22 protein-coding genes and 1 pseudogene are annotated in these 25,787 nt (G+C 67.0%); 7 read left to right on the forward strand and 16 right to left on the reverse strand.

All coding sequences use genetic code 11. The features are described from left to right. The 9 genes and pseudogenes from LHP98_RS18725 to fabI all read right to left on the reverse strand — a co-directional run. Positions 1-1,350, reverse strand: a 1,350-nt coding sequence (locus LHP98_RS18725) for a recombinase family protein (RefSeq protein WP_227254097.1), incomplete at its 3' end; no start/stop codon positions are given. A 295-nt stretch (positions 1,351-1,645) separates the two neighbouring features. Next, positions 1,646-2,122, reverse strand: a pseudogene (locus LHP98_RS18735) (alpha/beta fold hydrolase); the annotation flags it as partial. Between the two features lie 40 nt (positions 2,123-2,162). Further along, a complete protein-coding gene (locus LHP98_RS18740) occupies positions 2,163-2,945 on the reverse strand; it encodes a 3-hydroxybutyrate dehydrogenase (RefSeq protein WP_227254078.1) in 783 nt (260 codons plus the stop codon). 9 nt (positions 2,946-2,954) lie between these two features. Beyond that, complete coding sequence (locus LHP98_RS18745) at positions 2,955-3,608, reverse strand: 3-oxoacid CoA-transferase subunit B (protein ID WP_227254079.1); 654 nt, start codon at positions 3,606-3,608, stop codon at positions 2,955-2,957. Positions 3,609-3,620: 12 nt separating this feature from the next. After that, entirely contained in the window at positions 3,621-4,274 is a 654-nt protein-coding gene (locus LHP98_RS18750; RefSeq protein WP_227254080.1) for a CoA transferase subunit A, read from the reverse strand. Then, complete coding sequence (locus LHP98_RS18755; protein WP_227254081.1) at positions 4,271-5,455, reverse strand: acetate/propionate family kinase; 1,185 nt, start codon at positions 5,453-5,455, stop codon at positions 4,271-4,273. Before LHP98_RS18755 ends, LHP98_RS18750 begins: the two co-directional genes overlap by 4 nt. Further along, on the reverse strand, positions 5,452-6,834 hold the full coding sequence (locus LHP98_RS18760) for a bifunctional enoyl-CoA hydratase/phosphate acetyltransferase (protein WP_227254082.1): 1,383 nt from the start codon (positions 6,832-6,834) through the stop codon (positions 5,452-5,454). Before LHP98_RS18760 ends, LHP98_RS18755 begins: the two co-directional genes overlap by 4 nt. A gap of 1 nt (position 6,835) precedes the next feature. Then, positions 6,836-9,301: a DUF3141 domain-containing protein gene (locus tag LHP98_RS18765; RefSeq protein WP_227254083.1), complete on the reverse strand. Its 2,466-nt coding sequence runs from the start codon at positions 9,299-9,301 to the stop codon at positions 6,836-6,838. Positions 9,302-9,311: 10 nt separating this feature from the next. Then, a complete protein-coding gene (fabI, locus tag LHP98_RS18770) occupies positions 9,312-10,076 on the reverse strand; it encodes an enoyl-ACP reductase FabI (RefSeq protein WP_227254084.1) in 765 nt (254 codons plus the stop codon). Positions 10,077-10,144: 68 nt separating this feature from the next. Here fabI and LHP98_RS18775 point away from each other — a divergent pair, with 68 nt between their 5' ends. Then, the gene (locus LHP98_RS18775) at positions 10,145-10,498 is read left to right on the forward strand and encodes a hypothetical protein (RefSeq protein ID WP_227254085.1); all 354 of its coding nucleotides are present in this window, start codon (positions 10,145-10,147) and stop codon (positions 10,496-10,498) included. A gap of 16 nt (positions 10,499-10,514) precedes the next feature. Here LHP98_RS18775 and LHP98_RS18780 read toward each other — a convergent pair whose 3' ends face one another. From LHP98_RS18780 to LHP98_RS18800, 5 genes are all read right to left on the reverse strand, one after another. After that, on the reverse strand, positions 10,515-11,633 hold the full coding sequence (locus tag LHP98_RS18780; RefSeq protein ID WP_227254086.1) for an ABC transporter ATP-binding protein: 1,119 nt from the start codon (positions 11,631-11,633) through the stop codon (positions 10,515-10,517). An 11-nt stretch (positions 11,634-11,644) separates the two neighbouring features. After that, on the reverse strand, positions 11,645-12,574 hold the full coding sequence (locus LHP98_RS18785; protein WP_227254087.1) for an ABC transporter permease subunit: 930 nt from the start codon (positions 12,572-12,574) through the stop codon (positions 11,645-11,647). Between the two features lie 10 nt (positions 12,575-12,584). Further along, complete coding sequence (locus LHP98_RS18790) at positions 12,585-13,466, reverse strand: ABC transporter permease subunit (protein WP_227254088.1); 882 nt, start codon at positions 13,464-13,466, stop codon at positions 12,585-12,587. Positions 13,467-13,540: 74 nt separating this feature from the next. After that, on the reverse strand, positions 13,541-14,869 hold the full coding sequence (locus tag LHP98_RS18795) for an extracellular solute-binding protein (protein ID WP_227254089.1): 1,329 nt from the start codon (positions 14,867-14,869) through the stop codon (positions 13,541-13,543). 184 nt (positions 14,870-15,053) lie between these two features. After that, on the reverse strand, positions 15,054-15,872 hold the full coding sequence (locus LHP98_RS18800; protein WP_227254090.1) for a sugar phosphate isomerase/epimerase family protein: 819 nt from the start codon (positions 15,870-15,872) through the stop codon (positions 15,054-15,056). A 219-nt stretch (positions 15,873-16,091) separates the two neighbouring features. Between LHP98_RS18800 and LHP98_RS18805 the strand changes: the two genes are divergently transcribed. From LHP98_RS18805 to LHP98_RS18825, 5 genes are all read left to right on the forward strand, one after another. After that, positions 16,092-17,192: an ABC transporter substrate-binding protein gene (locus tag LHP98_RS18805; RefSeq protein WP_227254091.1), complete on the forward strand. Its 1,101-nt coding sequence runs from the start codon at positions 16,092-16,094 to the stop codon at positions 17,190-17,192. Between the two features lie 94 nt (positions 17,193-17,286). Continuing rightward, positions 17,287-18,183 carry an ABC transporter permease gene (locus LHP98_RS18810; RefSeq protein ID WP_413687728.1) on the forward strand — a complete coding sequence of 299 codons (897 nt, stop codon included), beginning with the start codon at positions 17,287-17,289 and terminating at the stop codon, positions 18,181-18,183. Next, positions 18,180-19,007 (forward strand): ABC transporter permease, encoded by an 828-nt coding sequence (locus LHP98_RS18815; protein WP_413687729.1) that lies wholly within the window; start codon positions 18,180-18,182, stop codon positions 19,005-19,007. Before LHP98_RS18810 ends, LHP98_RS18815 begins: the two co-directional genes overlap by 4 nt. Beyond that, positions 19,004-20,071, forward strand: coding sequence for an ABC transporter ATP-binding protein (locus LHP98_RS18820; RefSeq protein WP_227254092.1), 1,068 nt, complete (start codon positions 19,004-19,006; stop codon positions 20,069-20,071). Before LHP98_RS18815 ends, LHP98_RS18820 begins: the two co-directional genes overlap by 4 nt. Before the next feature lie 82 nt (positions 20,072-20,153). Next, entirely contained in the window at positions 20,154-20,861 is a 708-nt protein-coding gene (locus LHP98_RS18825) for an IS6 family transposase (protein ID WP_227254093.1), read from the forward strand. 131 nt (positions 20,862-20,992) lie between these two features. Here the strand turns inward: LHP98_RS18825 and LHP98_RS18830 are convergent, their stop codons facing one another. Further along, positions 20,993-23,032 (reverse strand): FAD-dependent oxidoreductase, encoded by a 2,040-nt coding sequence (locus LHP98_RS18830; protein ID WP_227254094.1) that lies wholly within the window; start codon positions 23,030-23,032, stop codon positions 20,993-20,995. Further along, positions 23,029-24,531 (reverse strand): trimethylamine methyltransferase family protein, encoded by a 1,503-nt coding sequence (locus LHP98_RS18835; protein WP_227254095.1) that lies wholly within the window; start codon positions 24,529-24,531, stop codon positions 23,029-23,031. The genes LHP98_RS18830 and LHP98_RS18835 overlap by 4 nt, the downstream gene beginning before the upstream one ends. 254 nt (positions 24,532-24,785) lie before the next feature. On the opposite strand from LHP98_RS18835, the gene LHP98_RS18840 reads away from it, so the two are divergent. After that, a complete protein-coding gene (locus LHP98_RS18840; protein WP_227254096.1) occupies positions 24,786-25,493 on the forward strand; it encodes an IS6 family transposase in 708 nt (235 codons plus the stop codon). Positions 25,494-25,787 lie beyond the last annotated feature (294 nt).

The raw sequence follows: 25,787 nt of genomic DNA on the forward strand, positions 1-25,787 counted from the left end.
TTCGGCCAGGGTGCGCTGCAAGACTTCATCCGGGGCTGGAACGGTCTCGCCCGCGATGATCCTTGTCTCGACGCCTCTGCGGCGCAGGGCAAAGGTGCAACTGAACCGCAGGAAGCTGTCGGAAAGGGATGCGACCGGCACGTCCAGCGCCGCGGCGATCACCCCCGGATCAAGCCTCAGCTGGAGTTTGCCCGGCGCCAGAGTCCCCGCTGCAAGGATCCTGCCCAGAAGGACCGCATCGCTTTCCACCCGATCCGCCAGTGCGGTCGCGCGGCGGACGATCTCAACCGCACCGCCGGCGTCCGGCTGTGTCAGAAGCGCATGGCCAGTTGCGGCCGTCCGCAGTTGCCCGACGATGACCTGACGGAACGTGGTCTCCAGCGCTTCGGCGGGCAGACGCCAGCCGTTGGGATCCTTGCCACCGGCGATCAGGCGGTTGGAGACATAGTAGGCGAAGCGCCGACCATGCCTCTTGGTGTGGGTTGGGGTCAGATGATCGCCGGTCTCGTCGCGGAGCTTTCCAGTGAGGACGCGCGCATCGATGGAGGCGGGACTGCGGCCGCGCGGTCGCGCCCCGGCGGCGATCAGCTTGGCCTGCACCCGGTCCCAAAGCTCGGACCCGATGATCGCGGGATGTCGGCCGGGATAGGTCTGATCCTTGTGCCGGATGCGCCCGATGTAGACCGGGTTGGTCAGAAGATAATGCAACTGGCCGCGGGTGAAGGGCGAGACCCCCCGGACATGGCCGGAGGGCGTGACCACCGATTTGGGACGCAGACCAAGGCGCTCGGCCTCGGCCTCGACCAACCGCAGGTTGCCGAGGTCGTCGTAGAGGGTGAAGAGCGTCCGGGCCACTTCGGCTTCCGCCGGATTGAGCACGAGTTCCCGGCGCTGCGGGTCGGGATGACGGTCATAGCCCAGGGGCAAGGCTCCACCCATCCAGAGCCCCTTCTTCTTCGAGGCGGCGATCTTGTCGCGGATCCGCTCGGCGGTGACCTCGCGCTCGAACTGGGCGAAGGAGAGAAGGACGTTCAGGGTCAGGCGGCCCATCGAGGTCGCGGTGTTGAAAGCCTGGGTCACCGAGACGAAGGAGCAACCCCTTGCGTCGAGCCGCTCGACCAGACGACCGAAGTCGACCAGCGAGCGGGTCAGCCGGTCGATCTTGTAGACCACCACCATGCCGATGCGCCCGGCGTCGATCTCGGCCAAAAGGCGCTGTAGGGCGGGACGATCAAGCGTTCCACCCGACAACCCACCATCATCGAAGCGGTCCGGGATCAGCTTCCAGCCTTCGTGGCGCTGGCTGGCGACATAGGCGGCGCAGGCCTCGTGTGTGTTTCGGCGTGCAATTTTGACCCCCTAGGTGGGGCTATCGGCGTCCAATTTTGACCCCCCTGATGTTCTGTCAGACCGTCCGTTGCGGGGCAGCGGACGGAGGGGGAGTTGAAGCGGGTGGACACGATTGCGCGGGTCCGGCGGGCCTTTCACGTTCAGAACTGGTCGATGAAGAGGATCGTGCGGGAGCTGCATGTTTCGCGGAACACCGTGCGGAAGATCCTGCGGACGGACGAGACGGACTTCAGCTATGAACGCGAGCGGCAGCCGATGCCGCGGATCGGGCCGTGGCAGGGCCAGTTGGAGCAGTTCCTGTCAGCCAATGCAGGCAAGCCGTCGCGGGAGCGGCTGACGTTGATCCGGATCTTCGAGGAGTGCCGACATAGGCACCGATCCGCAGCAAGCCGGCACGCTCCAGCACCGGGCCGACGTCGTTCAGGCACAGACCCAGAAGCCGGTGCTTGGCCGTGGCCGCGATCACCAGCCCCAGCAGCCCCCCGCGGGACGAGCCGATCACCGCCGCCTTCGGGATTTCCAAGTGGTCTAGCAGCGCCAGCGCATCCTTCGCCTCTTGCGCCACGGTGTAGGTTGCCGGCCCGGTCCAGTCCGATCCGCCGCGCCCGCGACTGTCCAGCCGGATCAGCCGCACGTCACCGGGCAGTCTGCGGGTCAGGTAGTCGAAGTCGCGCCCGTCACGGGTCAGCCCTGCCAGCGCCAAGAGCGGTAACCCCGCGCCCTCGTCGCGATAGGCCAGCCTGGCCCCGTCATCGGCCCGGAACGACCGCATCCTCCCTCTCCCCTACAGCCCGGCCCGGCCGCAGACATCCCTAGCGTGCCGTCCATCCACCATCGACCGGCAACGCGGCGCCGGTGATCTGGCTGGCCGCCGACGTGCAGAGAAACGCAGCCAGCGCCCCGATCTGCCCCGCCTGCACGAAGGCCCGTGTCGGCTGCGCGGCCAGCAGCACGTCGCGGATGACCGCCTCTTCGGTCATGCCGCGGGCGGCCGCCGTCTCGGGGATCTGCCTTTCCACCAGCGGCGTCATCACATAACCCGGGCAGATGGCGTTGGCGGTGACGCCATGCTCGGCCCCTTCCAGTGCCAGCGTCTTGGTCAGGCCCACCACCGCATGCTTGGCCATCACATAGGCCGATTTGAAAGGCGAGGCGACCAGGCCATGCGTCGAAGCCACGTTGATCACCCGCCCCCAGCCGCGCGCCTTCATGCCACCGAAGGTGGCGCGGCACAGGTGCCAGGCGGCCGACATGTTCACCGCCATGATCAGGGTATAGCGGTCGACCGGAAAGTCCTCGATCGGCGCCACGGTCTGGATGCCGGCGTTGTTCACCACGATGTCAATCTGGCCGAACTGGGTTTCGGTCGCAGCCACCAGTGCGGCGATCTGCGCGGGGTCCGACATGTCGGCACCGTGAAACCCGACCGGAGCGCCGGTCTCGGTCTCGATCAACGCACGCTCGGCCTCGATCTCGGCCGGATCGCCCAGGCCATTTATCATCACCGCATGTCCCGCCTCGGCCAGGGCGCGGGCAACGGCCAGGCCGATGCCGGATGTGGAACCGGTGACGACGGCTGTTCGGAAATCGGGCATCTCCGGTCCTCAGTCCAGGGTCATTTCGGGCACGTCGGCCGGGATCACCAGGGCGGCCTCTGTGGCGGCGCGGATGTCCTCAAGGCTGACACCGGGGGCGCGCTCGCGCAGGATCAGGCCGACGCCGGTGGGTTCGATCACGGCCAGGTCGGTGACCACAAGGTCGACCCGGCGCAGCGCGGTCAGGGGCAGGGTGCAGCGCGGCACGATCTTCGAAGCGCCTCTGGCGGCATGCTGCATTGCCACCACCACCCGCGCGGCGCCGGTCACCAGGTCCATCGCCCCGCCCATGCCGGGCACCATCTTGCCGGGCACCTTCCAGTTCGCCAGATGCCCGGCCTCGTCGACCTGCAAACCGCCCAGCACCGTCATGCCCAGATGGCCGCCCCGGATCAGGCCGAAGCTCATCGCGCTGTCGATGCTGGCCGCCCCCGGCACCGCCGAGACGAAGCCACCGCCAGCGTCGGTCAGGTGGCGGTCCTCCATCCCTTCGGGCGGACGGGCGCCTAGGCCGATCACCCCGTTCTCGGCCTGGAAGAACACACCCAGGCTGGCGGGGACGTAGGTGGCCACCATCGAGGGCAGCCCAATCCCGAGGTTGACAAGCATCCCCGGGCGGATTTCCTGCGCCACGCGGCGGGCGATCAGCTCCTTGGCATCCATTCCCAGCCCCCCTCAGCCCGCGTGAACCAGCAGATGATCGACCAGCACGCCCGGCGTCTTGACCGAATCCGGCGGGATCACCCCCACCGGGACAATGCTTTCCGGCTCGGCAATCACCGTGCGGCCGGCCAGTGCCATCACCGGGTTGAAGTTCTGCGCCGTCAGCAGATAGCTGAGATTGCCGACATAATCGGCCTGCCAGGCCCCGATCAGCGCGAAATCGGCCTTCAGCGGGGTCTCCAGCAGGAACCGATTGCCCTCAACCTCGACCACCTGCTTGCCGTCCTCGACCTCGGTTGCAAGGCCGGCCGGCGTCAGCACGCCGCCCAAGCCCATGCCACCCGCCCGGATGCGTTCGACCAGGGTGCCTTGCGGCACCAGTTCGCAGTCGATCTCGCCCGAGATCATTTTGCCCTGGGTTTCCGGATTCAGCCCGATGTGCGAGGCGATGACGCGTGCCACCGCTCCGGCCGAGATCAGCTTACCGATGCCCTTGCCGGGGGTGGCGGTGTCGTTGGCGATCACCGTCAGACCGCGCGCTCCGCGCGCGACCAGCGCGTCGATCATCCGTTCCGGCGTGCCCACGGCCATGAAGCCGCCGATCATGAGGCTGGCGCCGTCGGGGATCAGCTCCGCCGCCTGTTCGGGGGTCAGGGCGCCCTTCATGCCGCGGTCCTTTCGCTGATGCCGACCGCAGCGCGCGCTGCGCGGGCGATCACCAGTTCCTCGTTAGTGGGCAGCACCATGACGGTCGTCCGCGCCAGGTCGGACGAGATCACCGGGCCGTTCGCGGCGTTCAGGGCGTGGTCGATCTCGATCCCCATCCAGCCAAGCCGTTCGCAAATGCGGGCACGGATCATCCGCGAGTTCTCGCCGATGCCTCCGCAGAACACCAAGGCGTCGATCCCGCCCAGGGCGGCCGCCATCGCCCCCACCTCGCGCTGGCAGCGGAAGACGAAATAGTCGATCGCCTGTGTGGCCTCCGGCGTGCCGGCAGCCTCCAGCGTGCGCATGTCGTTCGACAGGCCAGACAGGCCCAGAAGGCCCGACTGGCGATACAGCAGGTCGGAGATCTGGGCTGCGGTCATGCCCTTCTGATCCATCAGATACAGCAGCACGCCCGGATCGACCTGGCCGCTGCGGGTGCCCATCGGCAATCCATCCAGCGCTGAAAAGCCCATTGTCGAGGCAATTGAACGACCGTTCTGTATTGCGCACATCGAGGCGCCGTTGCCCAGATGCGCGACCACCAACCGGCCTGCAGCCAGGTGCGGGGCGGTGCGGGCCAGTTCGCCCGAAACGTAGTCATAGCTCAGGCCGTGGAAGCCGTAGCGACGGACACCCTCGTCATACAGCGCCCGCGGCAGGGCGAAGGCGTCGTTCACCCAGGGGTGGCTGCGGTGGAAGGCGGTGTCGAAACAGGCCACCTGCGGCACGCCGGGATAGGCCTCAGTGGCGGCACGGATGCCGGCCAGATTGTGCGGCTGGTGCAGCGGTGCGAAGGGCGACAGCTTTTCCAGCGTGGTCAGGATGTCGGGCGTCACTGTCACCGGCGCGGCGAAGGCGTCGCCGCCATGCACCACCCGATGGCCAACCGACAGCAGCGCCAGGTCGGGGTATTCGACGCGCAGGCTGTCGATCACCGTGCGCATCGCGCCGCCATGGCTGCCCAGGTCGCCCGGCGCCGCCTCCAGCGGCTGGCCGAACGGCCCTTTCAGCTTCAGCGTGCCTTCTGGGCCGATGGCATCGGCCTGGCCGGTGGCCAGCGACCGGTCGCCCTGGGCCGGGAACAGCGCGACCTTCAAGGACGACGAGCCGGCGTTCAGCGTCAGGACGGCCCGGGTCATGTCCTGGCCCCTGCGAAATGATGGATCGCCGCCACGGCGCAGGAGGCAAGCCGGGACATCTGGGTATCAGAACGACTGTTCAGGATCACCGGAACCTTCGCCCCCAGCACCAACCCGGCGCCTTCGGCATGGCTGATGAAGGCCAGTTGCTTGGCCAGCATGTTGCCTGCGTCGATGCCCGGCACCACCAGGATGTTCGCCCGGCCTGCCACGCCGCCCTTCAGCCCCTTGGTCCGCGCCGCCCCGATATCGACGGCGTTGTCCATCGCAAGCGGGCCTTCGACCTGGCCGCCGGTGATCTGGCCGCGGTCGGCCATCTTCGACAGCAGGGCCGCGTCGATCGAGGACTGGATCGCCGGGTTCACCGTCTCGACCGCCGACAAGACGCCCACCCGCGGGTCCATGCCCAGCGAGCGGCCGAGGTCGATGGCGTTCTGGCAGATGTCCATCTTGGTGGCCAGATCGGGAGCGATATTGATCGCGGCGTCGGTGACCAAGATCGGCTCGGGCTGGCCCGGCACATCCATTACGAAGACATGGGTGAAGCGGCGACCGATGCGCAGGCCGCCGGCCTTGTCCAGCATCGGCTTGAGCAGGTCGTCGGTGTGCAGGTGGCCCTTCATCACCGCAGCCGCCCGCCCCTGGTGGACAAGCGCGCAGGCCATCGCCGCCGCGGCCTCGTCGCTGCCGGGAACCTCGACGATCTCGATCCCGTCAAGATCGGCCCCAGCCTCGGCCGCCGCCTTGGCGATGGCCTCGGCCCGGCCGATCAGGATCGGCGCGATGATGCTTTCGCGGGCAGCCAGCAGCGCCCCGCCCAGCGAATTGGCGTCGTCCGGGCAGACCACCGCCGTCGGCAGGGCGGGCAGCGGGCGGGCGCGGTCCAGCAGCGCCTCGAAATGCCGGTGGCGCTGCACGATCAGGCCGGGAATTTCCACGTTGTCGCGCTGGAAATGTTCGGTCGGGGCCAGCACGTCGGCCACGCCCGACAGGATCAGCGCATCATCCACCGGGCGGCGCACGGTGGTGGACAGCCGCACCGCGCCGTCGGCCAGTTTCTCCAGAACCTCGACCCGGCACACCAGTTCCTCTCCGGCATGGGCGCGGGCGTGGAAATCCAGAGTCTGATGGCGATACAGCGTGCCCGCCCCCGGCAGTTGCGTGCCCAGCACCGCCGAGATCAGCGAGGCGACGAACATTCCCGGCGCCACCCGTTCGGTCGTGCCGTTGCCGTCCAGGTCGCTGTCGGTCAGGTGCATTGGGTTGTAGTTGCCGGACGAAGCGGCGAAGACATAAAGGTCGTCGGCGGTGATCAGCCGGCGGATTTCCGCGGTGTCGCCGGGGTTCAGGTCTTGGTAGGTGCGGTTGACAAGCCGCATGTCAGGTCTCCGTTTTCTCTGATTCCGCCTTTGCAGCCGGTCGGCGCGCGGGCCTTGCTTCGGCTGCTGCAGGGGAAACCCGTGAAAGGGGGTCCTCGGTCACATCCCCGGTCAGCGCCGGCAGGCCCAGCACTTCGCGGAAACGCTGCAGAAGCGCCAGAGTGCGCGGCGACATTTCCTCGATGACCCCCGGCACGAACTGCACCACCTGCAGCGCCAGTTCGCGCTCAGCCGGGTCGGGCAGCAGGCGCGGCAGCGTGTCGATGGCGCTGTCCGGTTCATAGGTCGCGATCAGGGTCTGCTGGTGGATGATCATCGCGCGGCGTTCCGCGCCCAGCGACCGGAAGGGTTCGTCCTGGGTCAGGATGCGGGCCGAGCGTTCCAGCCGGTCGCGCCGCACCTGGCCGCGGTTCTCGGCCAGAAGGACCAGCATGCGGATCACCGCCTCGGGGAAGCCGCCCTGCTCGATGCTCATCAGCGCCTGCGCCACTTCGGGCAGGCCGCGCAATTCGTCGCTGCTTTTCAGCGTGCGGCGCGCTTCGTGGGTGCGGCCGAAGGCGCGCGCCCAGGGCGTGCCCCAGATCGAATGGAAGGTCAGCTCATAGCTCATGTCGCGCAGGTCGCGCCAGGCGTCAATCATCTGCTCGGTGGTCTGAACCCACAGCGCCTCGGCCGCCAAGAAGGGGTTGTCGGGCGCCGCCTTGCTGCGGTCCTCGCGCAGTTTCTCGGCAAGGGTTGCGACCGACGCCGTCGCCGGGTTGCGCGACGACATCAGCGCCCGGGTCAGCCGCTGCGGATGCAGCGCCCGGCCGATCTCGGCGGCGGTCGGGGTGACCGCGGCCCGGACGAAGGGCCGCAGCAGCGTGTCATAGATCTGCGCCTGCACCTCGGCCGCGCGGGCCACCGCGGCGAAGGGACGTTCGTCGGCATGGCCGTCGTCCAGCGCGCGGATATCTTCCAGCGTGCGTTCGGCGAAGCCCACGGTGAAATGTTCGCGGCCGCCCTTTTTGGTCACGTCCTCGATTCGCATCTCGTAGAGACCCGGCGCCAGCGCCTCGATGGTCTTCAGGGTCGAGGCGACCTCGGAGTGTTCCTTGTTGGCGATCTGCGACGAAACGAAGATGCCCAGATGGCCGACCTGGTCATGCACCATGTAGACGATGCGCTGGCCGCGGATGCGGATCTCGTTCACATCGGCATAGGTCTCGGCGATCCAGTTCAGCGCCTGTTGCGGCGGGGTGATGTTGTCGCCGTGGCTGGCAAAGACGATGATCGGCGCGCGGATCGCCTTCAGGTCCACCGGGCGGCCGGGCTCGATCCGGGCCTCGTTCTTGACCAGCCGGTTACCGACGAACAACTGTTCGACAATCCAGCGAATCTCGGGTTCGGTCAGCAGGAACAGCCCGCCCCACCAGGTTTCAAAGTCAAGAAACCCCGCATCGCCCTTGTCGATGTCGCGGTAAAGGTCGGTGTATTTGCGGAACAGCGTGCGGGCAGGGTTCAGCAGTTCGAAGTTCTGCACCAGATGCGCGCCGTCGAACAGACCGCCGCCCAGGTCCGACAGGAACATCGGAATCCAGGTGCCGCCCAGAACGCCGGCGTTGTAACGCATGACGTTTTCGCCCACCCGGCCCGCCCAGGGCGCGATCGGGGCGCCGTTGATGACGATGGGGCCGGTCAGGTCGGGGTTGGTGGCCGCCAGCAGCAGCGTCGCCCAGCCGCCCTGGCAGTTGCCGATCACCACCGGCTTTGACGACAGCGGGTGGCGCCGCGTCACCTCGCGCACGAAGGCGGCCTCGGTGCGGGTGACATAGGACAGGAACTGCCCCGGCTCGGGTTCGCGCCGGAAGGCGACGAAATAGACCGGGTGGCCCTCGCGCAGCGCCACACCGACCTGGCTGTCCAGCTTGAAGCCGCCGATGCCGGGACCGTGCCCGGCGCGCGGGTCGATCACGATGTAGGGGCGGCGGGCGTCGTTGATCGTCACGCCTTCGGGCGGCAGAATGCGCAGCAGCATGTAGTTGGACGGGAACGGCTGGTCCTTGCCGTCCATGATGATCTCATAGTCATAGACCAGCACCGGCGGGCAACCGGCGGCCTCATGCTCAAGGAAGATGTCGCCGCGCTTGCGCAGGGCGTCGGTGGCCAGGATCGCCCGTTCGCCGGCGTCGCGCAGGTAGTCCATCCAGGCGCCGGCCAACCCGCCCTCAGTCTGCGCCCTGCGAAGGGCCTCCATAAGCGCGCCCGAGTTCTCCAGCGCCGTACGCGCCCGGTCGCCGTGGCTGTCAAAGAACCTCCGGGAATGGCGAGAGGCCGCGGTGGACAGCGCACCCGCAGTGGCAGCCACGGCATCCAGTTCGGCCTCGGCGGCCTGCATGCTGCGGTGCAGGATGTCCAGCGCATCGCCTTCCGGATAGGGAACCGCCGGCTGACGGGTCGGATCGAACAGGTCGAAGACATTTGCCATGGGAATCCCCTCAAGCGGTTATGGAAAAGCCGCCGTCGATTTCGTGAACGCTTCCAGTCAGGTTGCGGGCCTCGGCCGAGGCCAGAAAGGCCGCCATCGCGCCGACGTCCTCGATGCTGGCCAACTGGTGCGTGGGTGCGCGTTCGGCCGCCTCGGCCAGCATCTCGTCGAAGTGGTCGATGCCGCTGGCGGCGCGGGTGGCCAGCGGCCCCGGCGACAGGGCGTGCACGCGGATGCCTTTTTCGCCCAGATCCGCCGCCGCATAGCGCATGGCGCTTTCCAGTGCCGCCTTGACCGGACCCATCATGTTGTAGTGCCGCACTACGCGCGAGGCGCCGAAGAACGACACCGACAAGCAACAGCCGCCGTCTGTCATCAGCGGCTCGGCCAGTCGGATCATGCGCAGGAAGGAATGCACCGAGATGTCCATCGCCAGACCGAAGCCCTCGGCCGAACAGTCGATGACGCGGCCATGCAGGTCGGCCCTGGGGGCGAAGGCGATGGAATGCACCAGCGTGTCCAGCCGGCCCCAGCGGCTGGCGATTTCCGCGAACACCGCCTCCAATTGTCCCGGCTGCGACACATCCAGCGGCAGCAGGATTTCGGCCTCCAGCTCTTCGGCCAGCGGGCGGACGAAGGGTTCTGCCTTGGCGTTCAGCCAGGTGATCGCCAGGTCGGCCCCCTGCGCCTTCAGCGCGTGGGCACAGCCCCAGGCGATGGAATGTTCGTTCGCAATACCGACGACAAGCGCCTTCTGACCGTGCAGGGAAAACAACGCGGAACCTCCGGGCGGGATTTCGTGAACAGCCTGCGGGCCGAGTGTATTGGCAAGGTGTCCGCCTGATGACAGTTCTGATTCTGCACTGCGGCATATCGGCCTTGCGCGGCGCGCAAAGACAACAGGCTTGGAGGATGGCCCCGGAAAGGGCAAATCTTGAGACGGTCGAATCGGCGCCGCGCGGGGCGTGCGCCGCGACACGGGAAGGACCTGAGGCCATGCACAGAGAAGTGGACCGCCTGATCCACGATCTTGCGCGCTGTCCGGCCGAGACGACCTCGGACCTGGTGGCGACCTTAATCCGCAACAGAAAGCTGTCACACGTGGTCGGGGAACTGAACACGAAGGTGCTGAAAGGCACTGAAACCCAGCGCGCCACGGCGGCGAAGGTGCTGGAAAAGATCGGCTTCCCGATGTAGCCGCAGCCGCGCTGCGTTAGCCAGTCAGGGCTTCAGCCGGCGCCGCAACCGGCAGCGGAAGGGCAATTTCGATGCGGCGCTCGCTGGCCGCGTCGAACAGGTGGATGTGCTCGGCCGGGATATCCAGGCCGACCGGCGTGCCGGCCGGCAGCGGCGGGCGGGCCTCAATCAGCACGCAGAAGGGCATGTCCTCGAACATCAGGTTGCACAGCCGCTGCGCACCCAGGTCCTCGATCATGTCGACCTGCGCCTCTATCACGCCCCGCCCGCGTGGGGTCAGCCTGGCGTGTTCGGGCCGGATGCCCAACTGCACCAGATGCCCGTCTTCCAGCACCGGCATCTGCGCCAGCGGGATTAGTGTGCCGTTTTCGAGAAGGACGCCGCGCCGGACCAGCGAGATCTGCCCGGGCAGGAAATTCATCGCCGGGCTGCCAATGAACCCCGCGACATAGACCGAGGCTGGGCGGTCATGCACCTCGGCCGGGGTGCCGACCTGCTCGATGCTGCCTTTGTTCATCACCACCAGGCGGTCGGCCAGGGTCATGCCTTCGTGCTGGTCGTGGGTGACAAAGACCGAGGTCGCGCCGATGCGGTTGTGGATGCGGCGGATCTCGTGGCGCATCTGCACCCGCAGCTTGGCGTCCAGGTTCGACAGCGGTTCATCGAACAGGAACACCCGCGGCTCGCGGATGATTGCGCGGGCCATGGCAACGCGCTGGCGCTGGCCGCCGGACAGTTGTCCCGGCTTGCGGTCCAGGTATTCGGTCAGTCCGACCGATTTCGCCGTCGCCTCAACCCGCGCCTGCCGTTCGGCCCGCGCCACGCCGGCCACCTTCAGCGCATAGCCGATGTTCTGTGCCACCGTCATGTGCGGGTAAAGCGCGTAGTTCTGGAACACCATGGCGCAGCCCCGCTCGCGCGGTTCCAGCGCGTTCACCACCACTCCGGCGATGGCGATCTCGCCAGCGCTGATCTCTTCCAGCCCGGCAATCAGCCGCAGCAGAGTGGACTTGCCGCAGCCCGAGGGGCCAAGGATCACCACGAATTCGCCATTGAATATATCAAGGTCGACGCCCCCCAGCACGGTGGTCTTGCCAAAGGTCTTTGACACCTTGCGGATGGAAATCTCGGCCATGGAAGGATGCCTCACTTGTCGGTGTTGATCAGGCCGCGCACGAACCAGCGCTGCATCAGAATGACGATGGCGATGGGCGGCAGCATCACGACCAGCGTTGCCGCCATGGCCAGGTGCCAGGTCGGCGTGCCGCCGCCGGTGGTCATCTGGTCCGGCACCAGGTCGGACAGCTGCACCACCACCATGCCATAGGCGGCGCGGTCGGTGACCACCAGCAGCGGCCAGAGATATTGGTTCCAGGCGTAGACGAACATGATCGTCGCCAGCGCCGCGATGTTGGTCTTGGACAGGGGGATCAGCACGTCCCAGAGGAACCGCAGCGGCCCGGCGCCGTCCATCCGCGCCGCCTCGACCAATTCGTCCGGAATGGTCAGGAAGAACTGCCGGTACAGGAAGGTGCCGGTTGCGGTGGCCACCAGCGGCAGGATCAGCCCGGCGTAGCTGTTCAGCAGGTTCCACTCCAGGCTGACCTCGATCCCCGAGACGGCCTGGATCAGGCGGCTGATCCCGGTGACGTCCAGGATGGTCTGGAACGGCGATAGCGCGTTGGCGGCCACCGCATAGGTCGGCACGATGCGCACCTCGAGCGGCAGCATCAGGGTGATGAAGATCATCCAGAAGATCAGCATCCGGAAGCGAAAGCGGAAGAACACCAGCGAAAAGGCGGTGATGCAGGCCAGGGTGACCTTGCCCGCCACCACGCCGATGGCGACAATCAGCGTGTTCACGAACTTCGGCCCGAAATCCGATTGCGCCCAGGCCTCGCGCAGGTTGGGCCACAGTTGGTCGCCCGGCCACAGCTCGACCGGGGCGCTGTTCACCGCCTGCAGCGTGTGGGTCGCGGCAACGAAGGCCAGCCAGATCGGCGTCAGGATCAGCACCAGACCGCAAAGCAGGATCAGATGCGTCGCGATGTTCAAGAGCGGGGTGCGTTCGATCATGCTGCGCGCCTCAGGTGTAATGCACGCGCCGCTCGATATAGCGGAACTGCACGAAGGTCAGCGCCATGACGAGAAGCATCAGGATGATGGATTGCGCGGCGGCCCCGGAATAGTCGAAGCCGCGAAAACCGTCAGCGTAGATCTTGTAGACCAACAGGTCAGTCGCCCGGAACGGCCCGCCGCCGGTCAGCGTATCGACGATGCCGAAGCTGTCGGTGAAGCTGTCGGTGATGTTGATCACCAGCAGGAAGAAGAAGGTCGGCGTCAAAAGCGGCAGTTGTAGGTCGATCATCCGCCGCAGAGGCCGGGCGCCGTCCATCGCCGCGGCCTCGGTCAGGCTGCGCGGGATGGATTGCAGCGCGGCAAGGAAGAAGACGAAGCTGTAGGCCACCTGCTTCCAGGCCCCGGCAACGACGATGGCAGCGATCGCCTGCCAGGGGTTCTGCGACAGGTCCCACCAGCCGGGCGCCACCGCGTTGATGTAGGAAAAGATCCCGGCGCCGGGGTTGAACACGAACTGGAAGGCCAGCCCCACGGCCGGAGCCGCCACCGCATAGGGCCAGATCACCGCCACCCGATAGGCGCGATAGCCAGCCAGCTGTCGGTCGACGAAGATCGCCAGCGTCAGCGCCATCCCTATGGCCAGCACCGTGGTCGCCAAGGCGTAGATCACCGAAACCCGGACCGAGCTCCAGTAATAGGGGTCGGACAGCACCTTGCGGAAGTTGTCGAAGCCGACCCAGGTGTTGCCGCCGCCCCAGGGCTGTTCCAGCGTGAACGCCCAGTAAAGGGCTTGCGCCGACGGCCAGTAGAAGAACACGAAGACGATCAGAAGCTGCGGCGCCAGCAAGGCGGCAGCGATCCAGCTGAACTTGAAATGGGCGCGGCGCATGGCACCTCCGGGGTCGAAGGATCGGGCGCGACATCGCCGCCGCGCCCGATTTTTCGTCGAGAAATCGTCCGCCCTTACGGGAAGGACTTGCCCTCATAGGTCTGGGCGAACCGCGCCAATTGCTCGTTGCCGCGCGACACCGCGGTATCCAGCGCCTCCTTCATCGTCTTCTGCCCGGCCAGCGCGGCCTCGACCTCGGCCTTCCACTCGGCGCGGATCTGGATGAAGCCACCCAGCCGGATGCCCCGGGTCAGCGGGCCCGGCTCGGTGAAGGTCAGCGACTTCAGCGCGATGTCGCGGTTCTTGTAGGGATCGGCAGCGTAGAACCCCTTGTCCAGAAGCGCCTGATAGCCCGACTTGGTGACCGGGATATAGCCGGTGTTCGACACCCAGAACTCTTCCGACTCCGGGGTGGCCAGGAACGCCAGGTAGGCGGCCGCCGCCTGGTATTCCGCGTCGGTCTTGCCTGACAGCACCCAGAGCGAGGCGCCGCCCACCACGGTGTTGTGCCGTTCGACGCCCTCATAGGTCGGGATCATCTGCACGTCCCAGGCGAAGGCCGGCTTCAGCTTGTGGATGGTGTTGTGGTCGGCGATCGACGAGAAGAAGATCGCGCATTCGCCTTCGACAAAGCTGTCGCGTGCGGTCTTGCCAGAGGCTTGCGTGCGCAGCTGCGCCAGACCCTCGGCCAGCCAGCGCTGGATGTTGTCCATGTGCTTGGCGTGCAGCGTGGTGTTGAATAGAAGTTCGGTGTCCAGTCCGTCATAGCCGTTGTTGTTCGACGCGACCGGCACGCCATGCGCCATCGAGAACTGCTCAAGGTCGACCCAGGACGACGGCTCATAGGCATAGGGGCAATCGACGCCGGCGTCCTTCAGCGCCTTGAACGCGGTCTCCATGCCTTCCCAGGTCAGCGGCGCCTCGGTCACGCCGGCCTTGGCCAGCAGTTCGGTGTTGAAATAGTAGACCGGGGTCGAGCTGTTGAACGGCATCGACACGAACTCGCCCTTCGATGAGGAATAGTAGTTGGCGATGCCCGGGAAGTAGTTGGCCCAGTCGATGCTGATGCCATGGTCGGCCATCATCTGGTGCACCGGGTAGAATTCGCCCGACAGCATCAGGTCGGCGGTGCCGGCGTCGAAGCTTTGCAGCAGCGTCGGGTGCTTGCCCGCGCGGAAGGCGGCAATGGCGTTCTGCACGGCCTTCTCATAGCCGTCCTGGCCGACGCAGACCGCCTCATACTTGTCCTGGCTGGCGTTGAATCGGGCGCAGGTCTCGGCCACCACACCGCCCAGATCGCCGGTCAGGCCGTACCAGTATTCGAACTTCACCTTCTCGGCCGAAGCCACCGAAGCCGAGATCAGAACGGCGGCGGCGGTGGTCGCAAGCTTGAGCTTCATCATCCCTGTCTCCGTCATGTTGCGCCACAGGTGCGCTGCGGCGGGACCGCCCGGATGCCTGCGAAACGTGACAACCGGATTGCGGCAATGCGAAATTTTCTAATTCTTTTCATGGCTTTGCCACTGAACATGCAAAACCGGCCGCAGGCGCGTCCACGGCTGGCAAAGCTGCGGCGGTCGGCTGCAGTCACGCAGCCAGGCCAAGCGACTGCAGATAGCGCGCGGACGGGATCACCCCGGCCTTGTCGCGCAATTCCAGGATCAGCCGCGGGGTGGCACCGGTTTCGGCCAGCGCGGCAAAGACCGAGGGCCAAAGGATGGTGCCGTGGCCGATCTGCCAATGCCGGTCGGCATAGCCGTCGGCATCCTGCAGGTGGACGTGCCCCAGCCGCGACCCGGCGGCGCGGATGAACTGGTCCACCGGCGGCGCGCCGGTCGAAACATGCGCATAATGCGCGTGCCCGGTGTCCACCGACAGTGCCAGCGCCTGCCAGTCCAGCGCTGCGCACAGGCCGGCGCGGTCGGCCGGTTCGATGTCCTCGATGTTCTCCAGCACCAGGGTCACGCCCATGTCTTCGGCGCGGGCCAGCACCGGGGCCAGGGTGTCGCGCACGGCTTCAAGCCGGCGCATCTCGTCCTTGGGATACAGGCCGCGATGATTGTAGTCCCAGGTCGAGAACGGCGAGTGGATCACCACATGCGTCCCCTGCACCGCGGCGCAGACGTCCAGCGCCTGCTGCAGGCGCCGGGTGACCACCTTGCGCACCTCGGGTTCGTAGGAATCGATGGTGAAGCCCCAGAACGGCCCGTGAATGCCAAGCCGGCCCTGGTGCCCGTCCAGCAAACGGACGGTTTCCTCCGCCAGCCCGGACCAGTCGCCGTCCAGCACATCGGCATCGACGAAGGCCTGCAATTCCAGGTCGCGCGGCGCTTCCAGCAGCCAGTCGCGGTGCTGGGGCAGGCTGTCATGGTCAAGGGCAGCGCCCAGGATGGGAAAGGTCGGCATGGCAAGAAACCTCGCTGGAAAGGAATCGGCGAGGTCACGCTAGCGGGGCAATTGTAACGGCCACACCGCGCCCCGGCCGGTCTTCGGCGCCTGCCATCCAGCGGTCGCAATTCCTTCATCGTTCCGCAATCCGAACGTCATGCAAGCCGCCTAGCCAAGGGCATGATCGGCGGTCCCGGGGCTCCGGCCCGCCGATCCATGCTTGCACAGGAGAACGACATGACCACCCTCAAGGGCCTTGCCACGGGCGCCAGCCTGATTGCCCTCATGGCCGCGACGGCCGCCCCGGCCGAAACGCTGGCCGAGCTTGAGGCCGCCGCCAAGGCCGAAGGCGCGCTGACCACCATCGCCCTGCCGCACGACTGGTGCGGCTATGGCGCCGTGATCGAGGGCTTCAAGAAGAAGTACCCCGAGATCACCGTCAACGAGTTGAACCCGAACGCCGGTTCGGGCGACGAGATCGAGGCGATCAAGGCCAACAAGGGCAACACCGGCCCGCAGGCGCCCGACGTCATCGACGTCGGCCTGTCGTTCGGCCCGGCCGCCAAGGCCGAGGGCCTGATCCAGCCCTACAAGGTTTCCACCTGGGACGAGATCCCCGACAATGCCAAGGACGCCGAAGGCTACTGGTATGGCGACTACTATGGCGTTCTGGCCATCGGCGTGAACAAGGACCTGGTGGCCGAGTCGCCCACCAGCTTTGCTGATCTGACCGATGCGAAATTCGCGAATGCCATCGCCCTGCCCGGCGACCCGCGCACCGGCAACTCGTCGATGATGACGGTCTATGCGGCCGGTCTGGCCAGCGATCCGGCCGCCACCGGCGCGGATGCGATGGCCAAGGGCATCGGCTGGTTCAAGGCCCTGAAGGACAGCGGCAACCTGGTTCCGGTCAACGGCAGTTCGCAGAATCTGGCCCAGGGCACCACGCCGATCTACTTCGACTGGGATTACAACCTGCTGGCGATGCGCGACAATCTGGCCGGCAACCCGCCGGTCGATGTGATCGTGCCGTCCGACTCGGTGCTGGCGGGCGTCTATGTCCAGGCGATCTCGGCCTACGCGCCGCACCCGAACGCCGCCAAGCTGTGGATGGAATACCTCTACTCGGACGAAGGCCAACTGCTGTGGCTGGCCGGCTACTGCCACCCGATCCGCTTCAACGCGATGTCCGAGGCGGGCAAGCTGCCGGCCGAACTGATGGCCAAGCTGCCGCCGGCCGAGAACTACGCCAAGGCGGTGTTCCCGACGCTGGAGGAACAGGGCGCGGCCAAGCAGACCACGGCCGATACCTGGGCCAAGGAAATGGGCGTCCAGTAACGCCACCGGTGCCGGGCCAGCCCCGGCGCCGAACCATCTCCGGGGATGCCGGGCCAGCGCCCGGCATCCGCATTGCAGCCGCAGGAAACTCCAGATGGTCGCGACGACGGACCTGCCGATGAACAGCACCGCCCCCCGCAAGGGCCGCGCGCGGCTGCGGCTGGCCTGGCTGGGGGTGGTGCCCTTCCTCGCCTTCGCGTTGCTGTTCCTGCTCGCGCCGCTGTTCTACCTGGTGATCGGCGCCTTCCAGACCCCCGAGGGAGGCTTCACCCTGGCCAACATGGCCGGCCTGGCGGCGCCCAACATCGCCGCGTCGTTCTGGCTGTCGATCCGGCTCAGCCTGGCCTCAGCGGCGATCGGCACCGTCACCGGACTCTTGCTGGCCCATGCGCTGATCCTGGGTGGAATGCCCGGCTGGATGCGTCGCGGCCTGACCGCCTTTTCCGGCGTCGCCTCGAACTTCGCCGGCGTGCCGCTGGCCTTTGCCTTCATCGCCACGCTGGGCCGGCTGGGGCTGGTCACCGTTCTGTTCAAGGGCCTTGGCTTCGACCTTTACGCCACCGGCTTTTCGCTGTTCTCGTTCTGGGGCCTGGCGCTGACCTACCTGTATTTTCAGATGCCGCTGATGCTCTTGGTCATCACACCCGCGCTCGAGGGATTGAAGCCCGAGTGGCGCGAAGCGGCGGAATCCCTGGGCGCCAGCGGCCCGCAATACTGGCGGATGGTCGGCGGGCCGGTGCTGGCGCCTTCGGTTATGGGCTGCTTCCTGCTTCTCTTCGCCAATGCCTTCGGCACGCTGGCCACGGTGATCGCGTTGACCGGCTCCAACTTCTCGGTGGTGCCGATCCTCCTGTTCCAGCAGATCCGCGGCAACGTGCTCTACAACCCCAACCTCGGCTACGCGCTGGCGCTGGGCATGATCCTGATCATGGTGGTGTCGAACCTGCTTTACATCGCGCTGCGCGCCCGGGCCGAACGGTGGCAGAAATGATGGTGGCCAGAAAGACCGGGCGCCGCATCGGCCCCGCCCTGATCACCCTGGCCGCCGCGCTGTATTTCTTCGTGCCGCTCTATGCCGCCTTCCAGTTCTCGTTGCAGATGCGGCGGGGCGAATGGTCGCTGGACGCCTACCGCTCGGTGCTGGCCAGCGACGTGTTCCTGAACGCCTTCCTGTTTTCGATCACCGCCTCGGGCGCGGCCATCCTTTGCGGCGTGCTGCTGGTGGTGCCCACCGCCTATTGGGTGCGCCTCAAGCTGCCCCGGCTGCGCCCTGTGGTCGAGTTCATCTCGCTCCTGCCGTTGATCATCCCCTCGGTGGTGCTGGTCTTCGGCCAGATCCGGCTGTTCGGCTCCAACTCCTGGCTGCCGCTGACCACCACCGACCTGGGCACCAACCTCTTGCTGATCGCGGGCTATGTGGTGCTGTCGCTGCCCTACATGTTCCGCGCCGTCGACAACGGCATGGCGATGATCGACATCGCCACTCTGACCGAGGCCGCCGAGACCCTGGGCGCCTCGCGCCTGCGCACCATCGTCACGGTGATCTTTCCCAACATCCGCGCCGCCATCGTCTCGGGCGCCTTCCTGACCTTCTCGATCTGCCTGGGCGAATTCGTCATCGCCAGCCTGCTGAACCGCCAGGCCTTCGGGCCCTACATGGTGCAGCTGGGCCAGGACCGCGCCTATGAACCCGCCGCTCTGGCGATCCTCAGCTTCGGGCTGACCTGGCTCCTGATGGCGCTGATGCAGGCCGCCGCCCAGCGCAAGCCCGGCCAGGGCTGGCTTCCCTTCCGCAACAAGGCCCCCCGCCCATGACCTTCCTTGCCCTGAATGCCGTGAGCAAGAACTTCGGCCCGAACACCGTGGTGCGTGACTTCGACCTGGCGATGCACAACGGCGAGTTCATCTCGCTTCTAGGCCCCTCGGGCTGCGGCAAGACCACCGTGCTGCGCATGGTCGCCGGGTTCGAGACCCCCAGCGCCGGCCAGATCGAGATCGAGGGCCAGGATGTCACCGGAATGCGGCCGAACCAGCGCCGGATCGGCATGATGTTCCAGTCTTACGCGCTGTTCCCGAACCTGACAGTGGCGGGCAACGTGGCCTTCGGGCTGAAGGTGGCGGGCCTGCCCAAGGCCGAGGTCGCCGCCCGGGTGCAGGAAATGCTGGACATGGTCGGCCTCTCCGGCCTGGGCGGGCGCTATCCGTTCCAGCTTTCGGGCGGCCAGCAGCAGCGCGTGGCGCTGGCCCGCGCCATCGCGCCCCGCCCGCGGGTGCTTTTGCTGGATGAGCCGCTTTCGGCGCTGGACGCCAAGATCCGCGTCTCGCTGCGGACCGAAATTCGGGCCATCCAGCGCCAGTTGGGCATCACCACGCTGTTCGTGACCCATGACCAGGAAGAGGCGATGACGATGTCCGACCGCGTCGTCGTTATGTCAGGCGGCCGCGCCGATCAGGTCGGCCGGCCCGAGGAAATCTACAACCGCCCCGCCACCCGCTTCGTGGCCGAGTTCATTGGCGCGCTGAACCTGCTGCCTGGCACGCTCCGCGACCCTACCGCGGGCATGGTGGAAACCGCCACCGGCCCGGTGGCACTGGCGCGGCCAGTGGAACGCCCGGCCGGGGCCGCGGTGACACTGGCGATCCGCCCCGAGATGCTGCGCCTGCTGGCCCCCGACGAAGCCACCTCCGGCCATGCCTTCCACGGCCACCTGCTGGCGCGCGAATTCCTTGGCCCGATCATCCGTTTACGCGCCCAGTTGCAGAACGGCCCGGTGTTCTCGGTCGATTGCTTCAACCGAGACGGTGGCGCGATCCCTGAAATCGGCCAGATCATCCGCCTGGCTTTGCACCCCGAGGAAATGGTGCTGCTGGAGGAATGACCGGGCCGCCCGGAACAGGGCCGGGGGTGATATCAGAAGAGCTTGCCTTGAGCCGACCTGGCTGCCCGGCTAGCGTTTGTCGATGACCAAACGCTCCCCGTTCCGCTACTTCAAGACGAGCCCAGAGATCATCCGCTTGGCGGTGATGCTCTACATCCGGTTTCCGCTGTCGCTCCGCAACGTCGAGGGCCTGCTGCACGAGCGGGGGATCGAGATCAGCCACGAGACCGTGCGGTACTGGTGGAACCGCTTCGGTCCGATGTTCGCCGCCGAAATCATGGGCAAGCGTGTCGAGGCGATGCGCACCCATCGCCATTGGCAGTGGCACCTGGACGAGGTCTACGTGAAGATCAACGGCGTGACGCACGACCTCTGGCGCGCCGTTGATCACGAGGGCGAGGTGCTGGAAAGCATCGTCACCAAGACGCGCGATCGCAAGGCAGCGCTGAAATTCCTCAAGAAATCCGAGAAACGGCAGGGCCGGCCCGCGACCATTGTGACCGATCGGTTGCGGTCCTGCGGTGCCGCCCTGAAGGACCTCGGCCGCGGCGATGACCGCGAGATGGGGCGATGGCTCAACAACCGCGCGCGAGAACTCACACCTGCCGTTCCGCCGACGAGAGCGGGCAATGTTGCGTTCCCGCGCATGCGAACGCTGCAGAAGCTCGTCTCCGTCCATGCCTCGGCCCACACCCACTTTCCGACGGAGCGCCACCTCCAGAACCGCAACACCTACAAGCAGACCCGCGCCGCCGCTCTCGCCGAGTGGCGCGGCCTTCTCGCCGCTTAAAAGACAGTCATCCTGCCCTTGTAGAGACGAGTTCGCGTTTGTCCGACAGCACCTCGCGGCATGAAGCAACTGGAAGGGCAGCGAAAGACGGGGCGGTGTTTGCAGGGCGTCTGGCCAAACCGCCGAACCGTTCACATCCGCGCGGCGGCCATCTGCCCGACGACAACTTGTTCCCGCCGCTGCAAGAGGTCCTCCGGCGGGGCCAAATGCGCGCGGGCGGCACGGTGCCCGTCGTGCACGGCATGGGCGATCAGTCCCGGCGCGCGCGCATCGCCGACCCGCGCCAGCGTCTGCAACCCGGCATCCTGCAAGGCCTGCCAGAGCGCATCCTGCGGCTCGCGCGAGGTGACGGGGATGAAGCCGCCGCAGGGAATTTGCCATGCCCTGCCCGAGAAGGCGCAGGCAAGTCCGGCCGCGCCGGGCAGCAGCCCGGTCACGATGGTCGAGGTCAGGATATCCACCCGAAGCTCGATCAGCCGCGCCTGCAACCGGGCCTGCTCGATGGTGTGGGTGGTCCATTCCGCCACCCGCGCGCCCGAGGTGACATAGGTCACCGGAAGGCCCTCGCGGGCCAGCATCTCGGCCAGGCCGGCGGCGATGTGGTAGTATTCGTCGTCGAAGATCACCACCGGGCCCGCGGGCCGTTCGTCGGCCAGCACCCGGTCTGCCGTCAGCACCCGCGGGTCGGCGAAGCTGGCCACCCCGGCCGGATGGCTGCGGCCGCGCCCGTCGGCCCGCCACAGGCTGCCGGTCGCCACCAGGACATGCCGGGCGCCGGTGTCCAGCACCGAGGCCCGGTCCATCCGCGAGGCGCGGAACAGCTCCACCTGCGGCAGCTTGCCGATCTGGTGCACCCGCCAGTCGCGCACCCGCGCCCATTCCGCCAGGCCGGGAAGGCTGGCCTCGCGCGTGACCCTGCCGCCGGGTTCGTTCCCGGCCTCGGCCAGCAGCACCGGCACGCCGCGGCGCCCCAGCGTCAGCGCCGCCTCCAGCCCGGCCGGCCCGGCGCCCACCACCAGAACCGGATCGGCCCGGCCCACCACCGCCGGCGCCCGCTCGGGGTGCCAGCCGCGGCGCCATTCGTCGCCCATCGTCGGGTTCTGGGTGCAGCGGATCGGCGCGCCCAGTCCGTCATGCGCGTAGCAGATGTTGCAGCCGATGCATTCGCGGATGTCGTCCAGCCGCCCCTCGGCAATCTTGCGCGGCAGGAACGGGTCGGCGATCGAAGGCCTTGCGGCGCCGACGAAATCCAGCACGCCACGGCGCACCTGCGAAAGCATCGTCTCGGGGCTGGTGAAGCGGCCGACGCTGACCACCGGCTTGCCGGTCAGCGCCCGGACATGGGCGATGTGCGCCTCCAGCGCCGCCTCCTTGACGAACCGCGACGGCCCCATCTCGATGCCGTAGTCGGGGATGGTCACGTCGAACAGATCGACCAGAGGTGCGGCGCGGGCCAGGATTTCCGAGCGTTCCTCTCCCGCGCCGGATTCGTCAGTGACCTCGATCCTTGTGGCCAGCGCGGCGCGGCCCTGAACGATCTCGCGCGTATCCTCCAGCAGTTCGAAGAACAGCCGCGCCCGCGCCATGGCCTCGCCGCCGTAATCGTCGCTGCGGCGGTTGGTCGAAGCATCCAGGAACTGCGTCACCAGGTAGGTATGCGCGGCATAGACATAGACGATGTCGAAGCCCGCGCTCAGCGCCCGCCGCGCCGCCGCCTGGTGCCAGTCGCGCAAGTTGGCGATGTCCTGCCGGTCCATCCGCTGGCTTTGCCAGGGGTTCAGCTCGGCCATCATGCTGGCCGGCCCCAGCGGCGCCTCACGGGTCAGCGCGTTCGAGGACCGCTGCCCGCCGTGCCACAACTCCACCCCGGCAAGGGCGCCGTGGGCGTGGACGGCCTCGGTCATCGCCGCATGGTTGCGCACATCGGCCTCGTCCCAGAGCGAGGCATAGGGGGCGTGGGTGTCGTCCGATGTCGGGTGGATCGAGCAGTATTCGGTGTTGACCACGCCCCAGCCGCCCTCGGCCTTGATGCCGCGCATGGCGGCCAGCGCATTGGGATGCAGGTTGCCCATGCCGGTGCAATGCGGCACCTGATAGAACCGGTTGGGTGCTGTCACCGGGCCGATGCGGACCGGCTGGAACAGCAGGTCGAAGCGCGGGTCGCGGGTCATGCGGCGTCTCCGGTGCGGGCAAAGCGGAGCTGGATGGCCCGCAACTGCGCCGCCAGCTCCGGCGGCAGCGGATCGGGGCCGGGCGCGGCCAGCCGGGCGCGCAGGTCGCGGTCGATCCGCTGGAACAGCGTCTCGTCGGGGAGGTCGGTGGTGGACAGCGGCTCGTTCCCGGCGAAATAGCGGCTGGCCCAATGGCCGGTGCGACAATGCCGGGCGGTGTGCGCATGGCCCAGCACCGACCCGGTCAGCCCGGTCTCGCGCAGCACGTCCAGCGCCAGGGTCTCGTCGCTGATGTCGGCCCCGGCCCAGAGCATGCGCAGCAGGCCGGCATGGTCGTCGCACAGCAGCAGCGCATGCAGCGAGAAGGTGATGCCCTGGTCCAGCGAGCCGAGGTAATCGCAGGTGGCCGGGCGGGTGTGGTAGATCTGGCCCATCATCGTGGCGATCTCGAACACCGCGTCCTCGCCGAAGCGGCGGGCACGGGCGTCTCCGCCCAGCCCGGTCAGAGACGGCAGGTCCAGCTGGCGGCGGACCTGGCAGATCATCTGTTCGGCCAGCATGGTCTGCGACAGGTTGCCGATGCCGCCGGTGGCGGGCTCCATGAACAGCGGGTTGGTGCTGCCGATGCAGAAGGCGCCGCGGCGGGCGGCCTGGCCCAGCACCATGCCGGCGAAATCGGTGGCAAGGCACTGCAGCACCGTCCCCGCCATGGTGATCGGGGTCGAGGCGCCGCCGATGGCGAGCGTGCCGACGCTGACCGGAATCCCGGCGCGGGCGGCGAGGATGATCTGTTCGCTGTGCCCCTGGGCATAGCTCAGCGGCAAGGGCGTGACGATGTGCAGGAAATACGGCCGCTCGGCCAACCGGTCGCGCCCGCCGCGCAAGGCGGCGGCCATGGCGATCGCCGCCTCCAGCGAGGCGGTCCATTCGCCCAGGAATTCCAGCGGCTTGGTGGTGTTCTCCATCATGCAGAAGAATTCGCCGATCTCGCCGGCAAGGGTCGAGTTCGGCACGTCCTTGCAGGCCACGCAGACGGCGTCGATGTTGGGCAGCCCGTCGGCGAGGCGGATGATGGTGGCCAGGTCGTCGCCCGTGCTGTCGCGCGGCTCGCCCGTCACCGGGTCGAAGACCTTGATGCAGGTCATCCCCGGCATGAACCAGGTGTGATGCCGGTCGATGTCGATGCCCTTTGTTCCGTCGCGGTTCCACAGTCTTGTGGACTTGGCGCAAGAGGCCAGCGCCGCCCGCACCACCGACGCCGGCATCCGCACCACGCCCTCGCCCACCCGGCAGCCGGCCGCCGCCAGCAGCGCATCGGCCTCGGTCCCCGGCTCGAAGCGCAGGCCGATCTCGGATAGCAGCGTCAATGCGGCTTCGACGATGCGGTCTGCCTGATCGGCGGGGATCGGGTCATAGGGGCGGGTTGTCCGCGAATGGGGCCCACGGGGACTGGGAATGGCGTCGGCAGGGCGACTCTGGCGGTGCACGGATCGGCGCATGGACAGCCCCCTCGGATGGCCCAGAGTAGAGACTGACTGTCGGGTCAGTCAACATTTGCCGACCTCGACAGGATGATCGGAACCACCGTCGTGGCTCACTGCGCTGAGTGTCCTGCTGTTCGCACCACTGATCGCCGTCTTCGACGAGGCGCTGCGGCGGGACTAAACCCGAAATTGCGAGAGGCACGTGTGCAGCGGGTGATGTCAGAAGAACTTGGCTTGAGCCGACTTGGGTGCCCGGCTAGCGTTTGTCGATGACCAAACGCTCCCCGTTCCGCTACTTCAAGACGAGCCCGGAGATCATCCGCCTGGCGGTGATGCTCTACATCCGGTTCCCGCTGTCCCTGAGCAACGTCGAGGATCTGCTGCACGAACGTGGCATCGACATCAGCCATGAGACCGTGCGCTACTGGTGGAACAGGTTCGGCCCGATGTTCGCCGCCGAGATCAGAGGCAAACGGGTCGAGGCGATGCGTGCCTGTCGGCAGTGGAGATGGCACCTCGACGAGGTCTACGTGAAGATCAACGGGGTGACGCACTACCTCTGGCGCGCCGTCGATCACGAGGGCGAGGTGCTGGAAAGCATCGTCACCAAGACCCGCGATCGCAAGGCAGCGCAGAAATTCTTGAGGAAATCGATGAAGCGCCACGGTCGGCCCAAGACAATCGTGACCGACAAGCTGCGATCCTACGGCGCTGCCCTGAAGGATCTCGGCCGCGGCGATGACCGCGAGATGGGACGGTGGCTCAACAATCGCGCGGAGAATTCACACCTGCCGTTCCGACGACGAGAGCGGGCAATGTTGCGGTTCCGGCGCATGCGAACGCTGCAGAAGTTCGTCTCGGTCCATGCCTCGGTCCACAACCACTTTCCGACGGAGCGCCATCTCCAGAACCGCAACACCTACAAGCAGGCCCGCGCCGCCGCTCTCGCCGAGTGGCGCGGCCTTCTCGCCGCTTAAAGGACAGTCATCCTGCCCTTGTAGAGACGAGTTCGCATTTGTCTGACAGCACCGCCATTCACCATTGAAAACGCTGGAAAATTTGGCGATTCTTGGTGGTTGCCCCACAAAATGCCCCACATCTGAAAAACGCTTGTGAGGCTTGACGCGGTGCGTTCAGTCCAGACGGAGTTGTCAGAAGAAGCAGGCTTGCTGGCCGACAACGCCGTTCGCTAGCCTGCGGGGATGACCCAGCGCTCCCCGTTCCGCTACTTTAAGACCAGCCCTGAGATCATCCGCCTGGCAGTGATGCTC

This window comes from Rhodobacter sp. Har01, from assembly GCF_020564565.1.
Lineage (GTDB): Bacteria > Pseudomonadota > Alphaproteobacteria > Rhodobacterales > Rhodobacteraceae > Pseudogemmobacter.